Source organism: Burkholderia sp. WSM2230 (assembly GCF_000472445.1).
Taxonomy (GTDB): Bacteria; Pseudomonadota; Gammaproteobacteria; order Burkholderiales; family Burkholderiaceae; genus Paraburkholderia.
Window position 1 is genome coordinate 260,157 of record NZ_AXAJ01000003.1, and the last position, 15,304, is coordinate 275,460.

A 15,304-nucleotide genomic window follows, 5' to 3' on the forward strand; every position below is an offset into this window, starting at 1 on the left:
GATTCTGTTGCTTATGCGTGTCACGGTTCATGTCTCGCCGTGGCGTTCGCGCTATAACGATTAGCGCTCCAGAACAGCGACAACGCCCTGGCCGCCCGCCGCGCAGATCGAGATCAGGCCGCGCGCGGTGCCCGCAGGTTTATCGAGCTGCGCCAGCATCTTCGCGAGACCCGCGACGATGCGCCCGCCCGTCGCCGCAAACGGATGACCCGTCGCGAGCGAGCCGCCGTTCACGTTGAGCCGGGTGCGATCTATCGCGCCAAGCGGCCCTTCGAGGCCGAGCTGCGTGCGGCAGTATTCGTCATCCTGCCACGCCGCGAGCGTGCACAACACTTGAGCCGCGAACGCTTCGTGGATCTCGTAGAAATCGAAGTCCTGCAATGTCAGTCCGGCTCGCGCGAGCATGCGCGGCACGGCGTAGGCAGGCGCCATCAGCAGGCCTTCTTTCTTGTCGAAGAAGTCGACTGCTGCGGTTTCCGACCAGCTCAGATACGCCAGCACCGGCAGCCTGCGGCGCGCGGCCCAGTCTTCGCTTGCAAGCAGCACGGTGGACGCGCCGTCGGTAAGCGGCGTCGAATTGCCGGCGGTCAGCGTTCCGGCGTCGCGGTCGAAAGCGGGCTTCAACGAAGCGAGCTTTTCGAGCGTCAGGTCCTCGCGCAGGTTGTTATCGCGCGTGAGGCCGCGATACGGCGTCATCAGATCGTTGACGAAGCCGCGCGCGTACGCTTCCGCGAGCTTGCGGTGGCTGTCGTAGGCGAGCACGTCCTGCGCTTCGCGCGAAATGTTCCAGCGCTTGGCCATCAATTCGCAATGCTCGCCCATGGAAAGACCCGTGCGCGGCTCGCCGTTGCGCGGCAACAGCGGCTTGAACAACATGCCGGGCCGCAGCTTCGCCAGCGCGCCGACGCGCTGGCCGGTGCTCCTGCCGCGATTCGCCTCGAGCAATATCTTGCGCATGTTTTCGTTCACGCCGATGGGCGCATCCGATGTCGTATCCACACCGCCCGCGATGCCCACGTCGATCTGTCCCAACGCAATCTTGCTGGCGACCAGTATCGTCGCTTCGAGCCCGGTGCCGCATGCCTGTTGAACATCGTACGCGGGTGTTTCCTTCGCCAGTGTGGTGGACAGCACGGATTCGCGCGTGAGGTTGAAGTCGCGCGAATGCTTGATGACGGCGCCCGCCGCGACTTCGCCGAGGCGTTCGCCATGCAGCGCATAGCGGTCGATCAGTCCTTGCAGTGTGAAGGTCAGCATGTCCTCATTCGACGCGGTCGCATACGCCGTGTTCGAGCGTGCAAACGGAATGCGGTTGCCGCCGATAATCGCGACGCGGCGCACAGCTGGCAGAGGATGAGGCATGCGTGGCTCCTTGTAGTCTTCGTTCATTGCAGCCTCCATTGCATGCGGCCGCGCAAATGCGGCTTCTCTCCGGCGATGTCGCGCACCTCGATATCGCGTTCGATCAGCGAAGACGACGCGCTCCAGAGCGACGCTTCGCCGGGCAGCAGCATCGGCAGCTTGAACTCGGCGCTGAGCGTGGCTTCGGCAAGCGGCTTCGGCGGCTGCAATGACGATGCCGCGCGCGCGAGCGTCCACATGCCGTGCGCGATCGCACGCGGAAAGCCGAATGCCTTCGCGGACAGCGCGCTCAGATGAATCGGGTTGTAGTCGCCGGACACGCTCGCATAGTCGCGGCCGAGCTGCGGCGCGAGTTGCCAGCGTGCGATGCGTTGCAACGCGGCGGTATCGACCTGCAGCGGATCGAGCTGCCCGCCGCTCGCCGGCACGCCGCGTTTCAGATAGACGCTGTCGCCGTCCCACACGGCTTCGCCGCGCCGGTAGACGCGCGTGTGCAGCAGGAACGCCTGGCCCTTGTCGTGGCGCAGGAGCGCACCGAACTCCACTTCGACGCGAAGCAGATCCTGGTAGGCGAGCGGCCGGCGCAGGCGCACGTGATTGGCAAGGTGCAGCAAGCCGACCGCGGGCCACGGAAAGGCCGGATCCGTCAGCATCAGAAGATGCAACGGAAACGCGAGCAGATGCGGATAGGTAAGCGGCACGCCGTGCTCGGGAATGAAGCCGCACACGCGCGCATAGCGCCACGCCGGCCCCGGCTCGAGCGCGACGGCCGGGCGCACCAGTCGCAGTGCGGGCAAGTGCGCCGGACGTCCGCGCTTGACGACGCCCGACAGCGCGCGTGCATAGAGTCGCGCGGGCGTCGGCAAGGTTTCCACGACCACCGTCTTCGGCCGCACTGTTTCGTGCCGCATGAGATTTGACGCACGATTGCCGCCGAACGGATCTCCCGGTTCTTCCATGCTCAGGCTCCGATCAGGCTTTGCCCGCACACGCGCACCACCTGGCCGCTGATGCCGGCCGATCCCGGATGCGCGAGCCACGCGATAGTCTGGGCGACGTCGACCGGCTGCCCGCCCTGGCTGAGCGAATTCATGCGGCGGCCGGCCTCGCGAAGCGTGAACGGCATTTTGGCGGTCATCTGCGTTTCGATGAAGCCCGGCGCGACCGCGTTGATCGTGATGCCGCGCGCGCGCAACGCCGGTGCCATGCTTTGCACTCGGCCGATCACGCCGGCTTTGGAAGTGGCGTAGTTGGTCTGGCCGAGATTGCCCGCAATGCCGCTGATCGACGAGACGCCGATGATGCGTCCGCCGTCGCGCAGAATGCCTGCCGCGAGCAACGCTTCGTCGATGCGTTCCTGGGCGGACAGGTTGATGTCGATCACGCTCTGCCAGGCGGCGGCCGTCATCTTCGCGATGGTCTTGTCTTTGGTGATGCCGGCGTTATGCACGATGATGTCCACGCCCTGATCGTCGAGCGCGGCGGCAATTTGCGTGGGCGCTTCAGGCGCGGCGATGTCGAAGGCGAGCGACGTGCCGTTCAGCTGACGCATGGTGGCTTCGAGCGCGTCGCGCGCCGACGGAATGTCGATGCCGATCACCTGCGCGCCCTGCGCGGCGAGCACGCCCGCGATAGCCGCGCCGATGCCGCGGGCTGCGCCCGTCACCAGCGCGCGCCGGTTCGCGAGCGGCGCTTTCCAGTCGAAGAGCGCTGAGCTGCCGTCATTCGCGAAAGCGCCCGCGATGCTCGAGCCGGGAGCATCGGCGGAAATCTGCACGACCTGACCCGACACATACGCCGAGCGCGGCGACAGGAAGAAGCGCAGCGTGGCCTCCATCCGATGCTCGGCGCCAACGCCCACATACACGAGATTGGCCGTTATGCCGCGCCGCGCCTCCTTGCCGAGTGAGCGCGTGAGGCCTTCGAGCGCGCGCTGCGCGGTCCATTGCCGCGGGTTCGAGCAGTCGTGCGGCGGCCGCCCGAGCACCACGATGCGCCCGCACTTCCCGAGCGAGCGCAGCGTGTCGTGGAAGAACGCATGCAGCGGTTCCATCTGGCTACTGTCTTCCATACCGCTAGCGTCGAAGATCAAGGCGGCAAGGCGCGCGGCCGGGCCGGCCTCCGCGGGTTCGAAGCGCCCCGTCATCAAACCGTGGCGATGCGCGAGCGGCATCCACAAGCCGGCGCTTTCGTGCGCGACACTGGTCACGCCGATGCTCGCCACCAGATTCGCGAGCGCATCCAGCAACTGCGGCTCGCGCGCCGCGCCGATCGCGATCAGTCCGCCGAACTCCGGCTGGTCCGCGCGATAGCGGCGCAGCACCTCGGGCTTAGGCAGGCCCAGCGAACGCGCGAGCCGCGCGCCGAACGGCGAATTGACGAAGTTCAGGTAAGAGTCGTTCATATTGTTCATTGCTCGGCCGGGCGCGCCCGCATGTTCGTCAGTGTGCACCGGCTTTCGCACATCGGCGTGTTTCAAAGCAAGGTTTTTTGATGGTGCAAGCGCATGAGGAGCGGTCCTCTTACAACGCCACTTCCAGAGCCTTTTCGAGCGCCTCGCTGCGGCGTTGCAGATTGGCGAGCATGTCGAAGTCGGCGGGGAAATCGTCGACCTTCACGACCTGTGCCGCATAGCGTGCGTAGTCGTCGAGTACGCGCCGCTCGTCGGCGTCGATCAGACCTTGCTGCAGCGCGGTGTCGGCCCATGCGGACAGTTGCTCGACGCTTTGCGGCATCGGCTCGAGGCGCCGCTCCTTCACGGCTTCGCGCAGTTTCTGTTCGATCTGCGTGAAGCGCGGGTTCAACTCGAACACGAGCTCGCCGTAGCCGAGCGCGTCGACGTCGGGATGCGGCACATACGAGTCGGATACCAGCCGGTCGCGCGCGGCGCCAGGCGTTTGCATCAGCTCGGCAATCTCGCTGCTCAGGCGGTCCGACGGTTCGCGGTGACGCAAGCCGAACGGAAAAGCCAGCAGACGTACGACACCGGCGGCGAAGCGGTTGGGATAGTTCGCGAGCACGCTGTCGAGCGCGTGTTGCGCGCGATACAGCGAGTCTTCGACGCCCCAGCGCACCAGCGGCAGATCGTCCTGCTGGCGGCCTTCGTCCTCGAAACGCTTGAGCGTGGCGGAGACCAGATAGAGTTGCGAGAGCACGTCGCCAAGGCGCGCCGAAATCCGTTCGCGGCGTTTCAGATCGCCGCCGAGCACGAACATGGAGACGTCCGCGAGCAGCGCGAACACGGTGGCCATGCGCGTGGCCGCGCGATAGTACGCATGGAGCGGGGCGTGCGCGGCGCGCGGAGTCGCGATCAAGACGCCGCCGGTGATGCCGTACACGAAGCTGCGTACCGCGTTGGAAAGCGTAAAGCCGAGGTGTCCGAAGAACGCGTCGTCGAAATCGCGCAGCGCCTGTGCGCGGTCCGCTTCGCGCGTCGCGCTCATTTCCTTCAGGAGGTACGGATGACAACGGATCGCGCCCTGGCCGAAGATGATCAGGCAGCGCGTGAGAATGTTCGCGCCTTCCACGGTGATCGCAATAGGCACCTGCTGATAGGCGCGCGCGAGAAAGTTCGACGGCCCCATGCAGATGCCCTTGCCGGCGGCCACGTCCATTGCGTCGTTGATCACCATGCGGGCGCGCTCGGTAATGTGATACTTCGCAATTGCCGAAATCACCGAGGGCTTCTCGCCGAGGTCCACCGCATGCGCCGAGAGGCGGCGCGCGGCGTCCATCACATAGAGATTGCCGCCCATGCGGCCGAGCGCTTCCTGCACGCCCTCGAACTTGCCGATGGCCGTGCGGAACTGACGGCGTACGGCGGCATACGCGCCCGTGCCGCGCACGGCGATCTTTGCCATGCCGACATTCGACGACGGCAGCGAGATCGCGCGGCCGGCCGCGAGACATTCCATCAGCATGCGCCAGCCGTTGCCCACTTGCGCGCGTCCGCCGATCACCCAGTCGAGCGGAATGAACACGTCCTTGCCGGAGTTCGGGCCGTTCTGGAACACCGCGTTCAGCGGCCAGTGACGCCGGCCGATGTTCACACCCGGATGATCGGTCGGAATCAATGCGCAGGTGATGCCGGGTTCGTCATTCGAGCCGAGCAGATGGTCGGGATCGAGCGCGCGAAAGGCGAGGCCGAGCACGGTCGCAACCGGCCCGAGCGTGATATAGCGCTTGTCCCACGTGACGCGAAAGCCGAGCACCTCGCGGCCCCCGAACATGCCCTTGCAGACGATGCCGACGTCCGGAATCGCGGCGGCGTCCGAACCGGCGTAGGGGCTCGTCAGCGCGAAGCAGGGGATTTCTTCGCCGCGCGCGAGACGCGGCAGATAGTGGTTCTTCTGTTCGTCGGTGCCGTAATGCATCAGCAGTTCGGCTGGGCCGAGCGAATTGGGCACCATCACGGAGACGGCTGCGGCGGAGCAGCGCGTGGCCAGTTTCATGATGACCTGCGAATGCGCGTAAGCGGAGAACTGCTTGCCGCCGTACTGCTTCGGAATGATCATGCCGAGAAAGCCGCGTTCCTTGATGAACTGCCACGCCTGCGGCGACAGGTCCTGCCAGACCATGGTGGTTTCCCAGTCGTTCGCGAAATCGCATAACTGCTCGCATTCGTTGTCGAGGAACGACTGCTCTTCGGCGCTCAAGGTCGCGGGACCGTAGCCGAGCAGCGTGTCCCAATGCGGGCGGCCGGAGAAGAGTTGCGCGTCCCACCAGACGGTGCCTGCCTCGATCGCGTCGCGTTCGGTCGGCGACATCTCCGGCAAGATCTTGCGGAATGTGTCGAGCACCGGCTTTGCGAGCCAGGCGCGCCGCAATGGCTTCACGGCGAGCACCAGGGCGGGCAGCACCAGCACGATGGCGAGCAGCGCGGTTGCCGCCGCGCCCGCCGCTCCGCTCGCGCGCACCGCCGCGACCCACACGATCATGAAGGCCAGCCACGCGAGCGCACGCGCCTGAAAGTACACGAGCGCAAGCGCACCCACGGCCAGCAGCAAGACGAACCACGACATGAGGTTTCCTCCCGGTTTCGATGATGCGTGCGAACGCATCCACGGCGCGTGGACGGGTCGCGTTTTTATTGATGTTGTGCGAGCGGGGTTGCGTCGGTTGGCGCTTCATGAGCGGCATCGCCCGCTGTGCGACGCGCACTTTCCGAGGAACCGCCGAAGCCCGAGGCCGCGTCTGCACACGCGTCTTTGTCCGTCGCGTCGCCGAGCACGGCCGCGAACATGGCCAGTTGCGACGCATCGGGCAGCGGCGCCTTGAGCGCGGCGACCATCAGCGAGGCGAGGCGGGCGATCAGCTGCAGGTCATTCATCGTTTTGCCCTGCGAGAACTCCGCGATCAGGCTCTCGGTGTCGGCGCCCGCGAGCACGCCCGACAACGCGCCGATTGCGAAGTGCAGGCGCCAGCCCAATTCCTCGCGTGGCAGATGCGGCAGCGCGCGCTGGAACGCATCGAAAAAACGCACGGCGACCGACGCATAATGCGCGTTCAGAAAGTCGCGAATGAATGCCGACGGGTCCGTGTACGCGCGGCCCAGCAAGCGCAGGAACGCCTTGCCGCCGACGCGCGGATCGCGCGAGAGCCGCAGCGCCGGAATGAACATCGCGCCGAGCACGTGCTCGCAGGTCAGCCGCTCGCCGAGCATCTGGTCGAAGCGGTCGAGCAGCTTGACCCGCTCTTCGTTGAGGCGGTCGAGTCGGCGCGACAGCATCGAGTGAATCAGCGATTCCTTGCTGCCGAAGTGATAGTTGACCGCCGCGAGATTGACTTCGGCGCGCGAAGTGATCTGCCGCAGCGACATGGCCTCATATCCGCAATCGATGAAGAGCGTCTCAGCGGCGTCGAGGATGCGTGACTTCGTATCGCCGGCGTGCCGGCTCGTTGTGCGACCTGCCATGTTGCGTCTCCCAGTTGCCGGGCGCCCGGCCCGCAAACAGGCGATTCAAATGTTGATTTGAAACAGCCGTTTTTTTCAGGATAAGAAGGATGGTGAAGGTGAGCAAGGGTTGGTTGTCGATTAACTCCTCTAGGGGACCTGAAGCCTGGCGCACAATTCGCGCGTGCAAAAACAGCGTGTCAAAACAAAAAGGCCGTTCCGACGAATCGGAACGGCCTCGTATGAATGATGTCTGGTTTGGCCCTGCGCTCATGCGCTTGTGTAAGTCGGCATGGTCTTCATGCCGCGGCGGTTCTGGCCGCCTTTGCGCTTATTGTGCCCGATAACCGCGCGGCGAAACAGCTGTTTGCTTCAAACGCCTGAAGCTCTCCTTTAAACGGGGCGGCTTTGCACGTGTTCGCCGACGTGCGCCGCCGACTGCGTCATGTCGATGCCGCGGCGCTCGCGGCTAAACGGAATCAGCGCGCAGATCACGAGCGCGACGACGCCGATCACGACCGCCATCACTAGCGCATAGTTGTTGCCGTGCGCTTCGGCGGCGCTCGCCTGCAGCGGCCCGTTCACGGACGCGATCAGATTGCCCAGCTGATACACGAGACCCGGAAACGTCGCGCGGATTTCATCGGGCGAGATCTCGTTCAGGTGGACCGGAATCACGCCCCACGCGCCCTGCACGGAGATCTGCATCAGGAACGCACCCACCGCGAGCAGTACCGGCGTGCTCGAAAAAGCCCATAGCGGCAGCACCGGCAACGCGATCAGCGCGGAAATGAAAATGGCGCGCTTGCGCCCGATCTTCTCCGACAACATGCCGAAAAAGAGCCCGCCGCAGATCGCGCCGATGTTCAGCGTGATGGTGATGAGCGACACCGTATGGGCGTCGAACTGATGCTGCACGCGCAGGAAAGTCGGGTACAGGTCCTGGGACCCGTGCGAGAAGAAGTTGAACGCGGTCATCAGCACGATCGCGTAGAGCGACAGCTTGACGTTCTGCTTCAAGGTGGCGACGAGGCCGGGACGCGCCTGCTTCTCGAGCGTTCTGAAGGCCGGCGACTCCGGCACATGCGCGCGGATGTACAGCACCAGCAGCGCGGGCAGTACGCCGACGAAGAACATGCCGCGCCAGCCGATGTATTGATAGAACACACCGAACACCACCGACGCGAGCAGGTAGCCGCTCGGATAGCCGGCTTGCAGCAGGCCCGACACGATGCCGCGCGATTTGGGCGGCACCGTCTCCATGGTCAGGGCGCCGCCTACGCCCCATTCGCCGCCCATCGCAATGCCGAAGAGCGCGCGCAACACGAGCAGCGTGGCAAGGTTCGGCGAGAAGCCCGAGAGCAGTTCGAGCAGCGAGAAGCACGCGATGTTGACCATCAACGTAGGCCGGCGGCCGTAGCGGTCCGCGAGCCAGCCGAAAATCAGCGCGCCGAGCGGACGCATCATCAGCGTCAACATAATGCCGAATGCGACTTCAGGGATTTTCGTATTGAATTCGGCCGCAATATCTTTCAATACGAACACCATCAGAAAGAAATCGAATGCGTCGAGTGTCCAGCCAAGATAGGCGGCGATCGTGACGTTTCTCTGTTCCCGTGTCCAGCTCATGTGTTTACTCTCCTCGTGTCTGCTCAGCCTTCAATAAGCCGCGTGCGATACAAAAGTGCCGGCACGCCCGTCCGGCGACGTTTTGAGCGCGAGTGTACGCCCACCTTTAAGCGGCTGCAGGAATCAGCGCAGCGTGATCAGTGTTAATCCCTGGAGCAAATGGCGTGCTGAATGCGCCGCTAAAGCAGGATGTCGGTTTAATGTAATGTTTGTATTGGCAATGTTTGCTAAAGCGTTTGCACTATGTAATGAAAATGCACTGCCTCAAGCTGTCGGATCCGGTCGAAATGACTTCGCCATTTTGCGTAGTCGTGCCGGCTTTTCCGGTTTACCGCAGCCGAACGGTAGAATGCAATCGACCCCCACTGTCCGCATCCGCGAATGGATGAGCCGGAAACGCGATGAGCGAAACCACACAAGCTGCAACCCAGGCTGCAACCCAGGCCACCGTGCCAGCGCCGTTCTCGGTCCTCTTCGTCGATGACGATGAAATGTCGCGCAACCACTTCGCGCGGGCCGTCCGAGACGATTACCGCGTGCACCTCGCGCGCGACGCGGATGAAGCGATGGCGCTGCTGCATGACCTGGGTCCGGAAATCGCAGTGCTCATCACCGACTTTCGCATGCCGGGCCGAGACGGCGGCCATCTGCTGCGCGAAGTGGCGAACCTGTATCCGCAGATCGTGCGCATTCTCGTGACCGCGTATGCCGACAAGGACATGCTGCTGCAAACCTTCAATACGGCCGACCTGTACCGCATACTCGAAAAGCCGCTTCGCGTGGAGTCGGTGCGCGACGTGCTGAGGCAGGCGGTGGCGCGCTACGCTGAACGGGAAACGCGCCAGCAGCGGCTGCTCGCCATGGACGAGACCCTCGCGTTCCTCGCTCACGAACTGAATACGCCGCTGGCCGCAATCTCGCTCTTTGCGCGCTCGGTCGAAAACGACGTCGCGCAGGAATACGATCCGCAGCGTCAGCGGGAGATCGGTCTTGCGGCGACCTCCATGCTCAATAACGCGCAGTACTGCCTGACGCTGATCTCGTCGTTCTGGGCGACGGTGCACAAGAGCGGCGGACAGCCGCCGGCGCCGGGCAGCGCGGCGCGCGAAGTGAAGGCGACGCGTCTGATCGCGACCCTGCTCGATTCGTATCCGTTTGCCGGAGCGCAGCGCGAATGGGTGGAGCTCGAAGTGCGCGGCGATTTCGTCGTTCACGCCATGCCCAATTGCGTCGCGCTGGTCCTCTCTTCACTGATCTCGAATGCGTTGCGCGCGCTCGAAGCTTGCCAGGCGCCTTCGCTGCGCATCGAGGTGACGAGCGAACCGGAACCGGCAATTTGCCTGCACGACAATGGGCCGGGTATCGAACCGGAGATCAAGGCGCGTCTACTGCTCGATCCGGTGACGACGCACGCCGGCCGTGGCGGCCACGGCATGGGCATGATTTTCTGCAACCGCATCATGCAGTCGTTCGGTGGCGGCCTGCGCATCGAATCGACGTTAGGCGAGGGCACCACCGTGACGATGCGTTTTCCCGCGCCAAGAGGCCGCTTGCACGACAGCGCCGGCGAACCGGCACCGGACAGCCGCGCCGCCTGAGCGCGGCGCCACGAGCCGAAGGCTTTTCCTTAATGCTCGCGCATTGCGAGCCCGCTCGTGCTTGCCGATGCCGGCTCGCCCGGTGGTCGCTGCGGTCCCGGCCGGTCTGCTCGCGCGCTCGCGGACTCGAAATAGCGATACAGCGCTTCGGTCGAGCGCTCGCCGAGCTCGCCGATCCGTTCCAGCCAGTCAGGCTCGGTGGGCCAAGTGCCTTCCAGTGTGCGCGGATAGATCTGCCGCGTGAATTCGTGCAGCGCTCTTGCGCCGAGGTTTCCGCTCGCGCCGAGCAGCAGATGCAGCGCGCCGTGCGCGGCGTCGAGGTCGCCCGCCGCGGCGTGCGCACGTAGCTGCGCAATCAGCGCGCGGAGCTGCTCGATGCCGCCGGCGAACGATTCGTCGACGAGGCCCAGCGCGGCCAGTTCTTCGAGGTGGTGTGTGTCGAGCAAATCGCTTTGCCCGGCCATGACGGTCGGCTCGGTGTCGCCGGCCGGGTGCAGCTGCGCCGCCAACGCAGCGGGACCGGCTGACGCCGACGGGCCAGACGCCGACCCCGACACCAGCCCCGGCGCGGGCCGCGCCGTGCCCGCTGTGCCGCCGTCGGCACTGTCGCCGTGCTGCGCGAACTGCCTTGTCAGGCACGCATACAACGAGCCGACCTGCACGGGCTTGACCAGCACCTCGTTCATGCCCACGCTCAGGCATGCCTGCACCGAGCCGATATCCGCCTGGCTCGTCAACGCGATGACCGGCACGCCGGCATAGGCATCGGTGCGCGCGCGAATCGCCGCCGCCGTGTCGAGGCCGCCCATGCCAGGCATGTTCATGTCCACCACGATCGCGTCGATGGCGAGCCCTTCGTCGAGCCGCTCGAGCACCGCCTGTCCATGTTCGGCTTCGACGACGCTTGCTCCGAAGCGCTCCAGATACGCTTTGGCGACGAGCCGGCTGTAGGTGTCGTCGTCGGCGACGAGAATCGACTTGCCGGAGAAGTCGTCGAAGCGCTGGTTCAGATGGCGCCGGTTGCCGTTCTCGAAGAGCGCCTGCAGCGACGCCAACAGTTCCATCACGCTGCACGACTTGCTGATCATGTCGTCCATGCCGGCGCGCCGCGCCAGCACTCGCGCGACGTTGCCCGGCTCTGACGTGTAGGCGGCGACGAGCACGTTCGAGTTCGGATGATCGCGGTCGGCGCGCAACTGCTCCGTGGCCGTATAGCCGTCGAGCACGGGCATGTTGAGGTCCATCAGCACGAGGTCATAAGCTGTTGCCTCGCGCAACATTGTCAATGCGACCAGGCCGTTTTCCGCCTCGCTCACCTCGGCGCCCACCCTGGACAGGGTGCGCCGCGTGCGCGCGCGCTGCGCGGCGTCGTCATCGGCGAGAAGAATGCGTTTGCCGTTGAGCAAGGCCGTGGCACGCTCGAGCACCGCGCGCTCGTGCGCGGCCACCTCGCTTTCGGTGACGGGCGGAAACTGCAGCGTGAACTGTGTGAACTTGCCCGGCTCCGACTTGCACGAGATGCTGCCGCCGAACGCGCGCATCGCGCGCTGACAGTAGGCGAGCCCGAGTCCCGTACCGGCCGAGTTTCCCGCGGTTCGAAACGGTTCGAACAGATGCGGCAGAATCTCCGGCGCGATGCCGCTGCCCGTATCGCGCACAGCGACCGAGTGCCGGTCCACGGTGAGCGTGAGCGTTGCCGAAGCAAGCGGCGCAATGTGATGCAGCGCGTTCTTGATCAGGTTGAAGAGGGTGAACAGGTAGACCGTTTCGTCGACCTTGAAGGTGAAATCTTCCAGCACCACGAGGCGGACCTTGCCGCGTTCCTTTTTATCTGCGAAGCCGTATTCGTCGAGCGCCTTGCGCGTGGTTGCCGCTGCGCTCAGATAGGAGAGCGAGTCCGAGCGGATCTGTTTCGCGCTGACTTCGTCGAGCGTCATGGCGATCACCCGCAGGCCGCGCTCGATCGACAACTGTCCGTGCGCGAGATGCCGGTACAGCAGGGCCGGGCCCGCGCCCGACAGCGCGGGCGCGCGTCCCGCTCCGGTAAGGGCGGGCAGCGTTTCTTCGACGCGATCGAGCACGTGCTTTAACTGGCTGAGCGGGTTGCGCATTTCATGCGCGATGGAACCGGCGAGCGCCTGCAGCGCGCGGTTTTTCTCGACGAAGATGCGGCCCTTGCTGATCGCATGCGCGAACGCCATGCTGCACAACACGACGACCGGCAGCACCGCGAGGTCCGACTGATTCGCGGTGCTGAGCACAATGGGAGCCGGCGCGCTGGCTACCGCAGCCAGCGCGCCGGAGAGCATGCCGATGCCGATACAGCCCATCAGCAGGAAGGGATTGTCGATGCACAACGCCATGATGAAAATCATCATGACCTCGGTCATCATCCACATGGTGGAGAACGAATTTCTGATCGCGAGGAACGTGCACACGAACGGCAGCACGTAGATCAGACACACATGCCAGTAAATCAGCAGGTACGCGTTGAACCGTTTCGGCCAGCGCGCCTGGAAGATCAATGGAATACAGATGATCGCCGCGCTCAGGCGCAATGGCAGGTTGTCGTACGGCTGCGGCAGGATGTAAGTCCACACCAGATAATAGACGGGGTGGCACACGAGGCCGAGTACGCCTCCCCATCGGATTGCAAACCGGCTTCGTTCCAGCACGTCCTGCATGCTTTCGCGCGGTATGATCATCTGGCCTCCAGTGACATTGACGACCCGGTCAATTCATATTTGCGGTCACGCCCAGATCGAGGTTGATCGCCGAGCCGTCCTTGCCGTGAAAAGGTCCGACCGAGAATCCGTACTTTTTCAACAGGCCGTGAGTATAGGACACGGACCATACGGGCGGGCTGCCGATGATGAAGTCGGAAGCGATACCTTCCTGCCAGGCGGCATAGCCCTCGGCGAAACAGGTATAGCAGTCGCGCGTGCTCGGCAGCCTGAACGGGAAGCGTGAATCGAGGCCGGCCGGCCCGCGTGCGAAACATTCAATATATAGCGTATGTCCGCGAGACGCGAGTTCCGCCTCCACGCTCGCGGCGCGCGGATGCGAGTCGTCGATCCAGAAGCGCGCCCGCTTCAGATCGGCGGCGGTGAGATAAGGCACGCTGGTGCTGCTCGCGAGGATCGCGCCGTCGAACTGCGGCAAGGGCTTGTCGGGGCTGAAGGTATGAATCGACACCCTGGTGTGGCCGAGCAGGTCGGCCGCCATCAGCTCCCGCGCCTGGTCCGCCAGCAGGTTGACCTTGTCCGGCAAGTCGATCAGCACCAGTTCGCGCGGCGTTTCCTTATAGAGCAGGTACTTTGCCACCGTCGTGCCGAGCCGTCCCGCCGCGCCGAAGAGCGCGAGCTTCATGTTGCCGAATTCGATATCAAGCTCATTGCAGCAGTGAATCGCCCAGTCTTTCAGCATGGCCGCGGTCGCCGCGTGGCCCGTGGTGATGTAGGGCGGCCTGGTCTGCCGCGGCAGCGCCCCATAGTTGCACGCGTACGGCGTGGAGGCGCCCATTGCGACCATGTTCAGTCCGGCCTGCTTCGCCAGTTCCAGCGCGGGGAAAAATTGCGTTTCGCGAAACCGCTTGATGCCGCGCGGGCTGCCGAGCCAAAGCTCGAGCGGCACCGGGCATGCAATGTTTGCGCCGATCATCTGCGAGCCCAGATAGATCGGCGAGGCAATGAACGGGCTGGTGCGCCAGAGTTCTTCCTCGAATGACTCGTTTCTGGTCTTTACGTTGTGAAAGGAGAAAGAAAGCGTATCCCAGTCCGTAGCGTGAAAGAGAAAGCCGATCCCACCCTGGCCCGCCGGCAGACTGTCGCGAATCTGCTCCGGATGGATCATGTGCCTGAGTGTCAGCGGCGCACCGGCGGGGTGCAGCCTCGGAGTGCTGCGCCCGTCGTCGCCGGTCGATCGTTCGTTGTAAAGAGACGTTCCCATTTTGGTTTTTCCTTTGGTCCTTTAGTTGACCCGCGCTGCGAGTCAGCGCGGCTTCGCCAGCCGGCATTGGCCGGCGATCCATCAACTCTAGAGAAATCCAATAGTTTTTGTCCGTGTGTTCGTCCGCATCGTCCGCCGGCTGGCGGATAGGGGCTGGTAGGGACATGTAGGAGCCCGCGGCAGAAATAATTCTTCACGTAATGGAATAACTGCCCGGCGGGACATGTTTGCGCCCATGACAGTGCCGATTTCTCGCAGCTATCCACCACGAGGCCGCCTTGACTTACACGACGATTCAACCCGCCTGGGTCCGCATCTCACACTGGGTCAACGCGCTCGCCGTCATGCTGATGGTGACGAGCGGCTGGCAGATCTACAACGCATCGCCGATCTTCGCGGGCTGGCGGTTTCCATCCGCGATCACGCTGGGCGGCTGGCTGGGCGGCGCGTTGCAATGGCACTTCGCGGTCATGTGGATGCTGGTCGCGAACTTCATCGTCTATGTCGGGCTCAATCTTGCTTCGGGCCGCTTGCAGCGAAAACTCCTGCCCGTGAGCTTGCGCTCGCTTGCGAGCGACCTCGCCGCCGCACTGCGCGGCAAGCTCGGGCACGAGGACCTGTCGCGCTATAACGCGGTGCAGAAGTTCGCCTATCTCGTAGTGATCGCAGATATCGCGCTTGTGATCGTGTCGGGGCTCGCCATCTGGAAGTCCGTGCAGTTCCCACTGCTGCGCACGCTGATGGGCGGCTACGACAACGCGCGAGTCGTGCATTTCGCGGCGATGAGCGTGCTGGTCGCATTCTTCGCCGTGCATCTGGCGATGGTCGCGCTCGTGCCGCGCTCGCTTCTCGTGATGATCCGGGGGCGTTGATC

General features: G+C 64.3%; 10 protein-coding genes. 2 read left to right on the forward strand and 8 right to left on the reverse strand.

Annotation, left to right across the window (positions count from 1 at the left end; all coding sequences use genetic code 11):
* Positions 1-60: 60 nt before the first annotated feature.
* The 6 genes from A3AC_RS0109535 to A3AC_RS0109560 form a co-directional block, all read right to left on the reverse strand.
* Positions 61-1,362 carry an acetyl-CoA C-acetyltransferase gene (locus A3AC_RS0109535; protein WP_025598562.1) on the reverse strand — a complete coding sequence of 434 codons (1,302 nt, stop codon included), beginning with the start codon at positions 1,360-1,362 and terminating at the stop codon, positions 61-63.
* Between the two features lie 23 nt (positions 1,363-1,385).
* Complete coding sequence (locus A3AC_RS0109540) at positions 1,386-2,321, reverse strand: MaoC/PaaZ C-terminal domain-containing protein (protein WP_025598563.1); 936 nt, start codon at positions 2,319-2,321, stop codon at positions 1,386-1,388.
* 2 nt (positions 2,322-2,323) lie between these two features.
* Entirely contained in the window at positions 2,324-3,766 is a 1,443-nt protein-coding gene (locus A3AC_RS0109545) for a 3-oxoacyl-ACP reductase (RefSeq protein ID WP_025598564.1), read from the reverse strand.
* Between the two features lie 118 nt (positions 3,767-3,884).
* A complete protein-coding gene (locus tag A3AC_RS0109550) occupies positions 3,885-6,383 on the reverse strand; it encodes an acyl-CoA dehydrogenase (protein ID WP_025598566.1) in 2,499 nt (832 codons plus the stop codon).
* 65 nt (positions 6,384-6,448) lie between these two features.
* Positions 6,449-7,276, reverse strand: coding sequence for a TetR/AcrR family transcriptional regulator (locus tag A3AC_RS0109555; protein WP_025598567.1), 828 nt, complete (start codon positions 7,274-7,276; stop codon positions 6,449-6,451).
* Positions 7,277-7,648: 372 nt separating this feature from the next.
* Positions 7,649-8,884: an MFS transporter gene (locus A3AC_RS0109560; RefSeq protein WP_025598568.1), complete on the reverse strand. Its 1,236-nt coding sequence runs from the start codon at positions 8,882-8,884 to the stop codon at positions 7,649-7,651.
* Positions 8,885-9,285: 401 nt separating this feature from the next.
* On the opposite strand from A3AC_RS0109560, the gene A3AC_RS0109565 reads away from it, so the two are divergent.
* The gene (locus tag A3AC_RS0109565) at positions 9,286-10,482 is read left to right on the forward strand and encodes a hybrid sensor histidine kinase/response regulator (RefSeq protein WP_025598569.1); all 1,197 of its coding nucleotides are present in this window, start codon (positions 9,286-9,288) and stop codon (positions 10,480-10,482) included.
* 29 nt (positions 10,483-10,511) lie between these two features.
* On the opposite strand, the gene A3AC_RS0109570 is transcribed toward A3AC_RS0109565, so the two are convergent.
* Positions 10,512-13,187: an ATP-binding response regulator gene (locus tag A3AC_RS0109570; protein ID WP_025598570.1), complete on the reverse strand. Its 2,676-nt coding sequence runs from the start codon at positions 13,185-13,187 to the stop codon at positions 10,512-10,514.
* 28 nt (positions 13,188-13,215) lie between these two features.
* Entirely contained in the window at positions 13,216-14,430 is a 1,215-nt protein-coding gene (locus A3AC_RS0109575) for a hypothetical protein (RefSeq protein ID WP_025598572.1), read from the reverse strand.
* 278 nt (positions 14,431-14,708) lie between these two features.
* On the opposite strand from A3AC_RS0109575, the gene A3AC_RS0109580 reads away from it, so the two are divergent.
* Entirely contained in the window at positions 14,709-15,302 is a 594-nt protein-coding gene (locus tag A3AC_RS0109580) for a cytochrome b/b6 domain-containing protein (RefSeq protein ID WP_025598573.1), read from the forward strand.
* Positions 15,303-15,304 lie beyond the last annotated feature (2 nt).

Excerpts from the sequence above, each read along its gene's own strand:
- A3AC_RS0109575 (WP_025598572.1), bottom strand. The coding sequence starts at position 14,430 with ATGGGAACGTCTCTTTACAACGAACGATCGACCGGCGACGACGGGCGC.
- A3AC_RS0109570 (WP_025598570.1), bottom strand. The coding sequence starts at position 13,187 with ATGATCATACCGCGCGAAAGCATGCAGGACGTGCTGGAACGAAGCCGG.
- A3AC_RS0109560 (WP_025598568.1), bottom strand. The coding sequence starts at position 8,884 with ATGAGCTGGACACGGGAACAGAGAAACGTCACGATCGCCGCCTATCTT.
- A3AC_RS0109535 (WP_025598562.1), bottom strand. The coding sequence starts at position 1,362 with ATGCCTCATCCTCTGCCAGCTGTGCGCCGCGTCGCGATTATCGGCGGC.
- A3AC_RS0109540 (WP_025598563.1), bottom strand. The coding sequence starts at position 2,321 with ATGGAAGAACCGGGAGATCCGTTCGGCGGCAATCGTGCGTCAAATCTC.
- A3AC_RS0109565 (WP_025598569.1), top strand. The coding sequence starts at position 9,286 with ATGAGCGAAACCACACAAGCTGCAACCCAGGCTGCAACCCAGGCCACC.
- A3AC_RS0109545 (WP_025598564.1), bottom strand. The coding sequence starts at position 3,766 with ATGAACGACTCTTACCTGAACTTCGTCAATTCGCCGTTCGGCGCGCGG.
- A3AC_RS0109550 (WP_025598566.1), bottom strand. The coding sequence starts at position 6,383 with ATGTCGTGGTTCGTCTTGCTGCTGGCCGTGGGTGCGCTTGCGCTCGTG.
- A3AC_RS0109555 (WP_025598567.1), bottom strand. The coding sequence starts at position 7,276 with ATGGCAGGTCGCACAACGAGCCGGCACGCCGGCGATACGAAGTCACGC.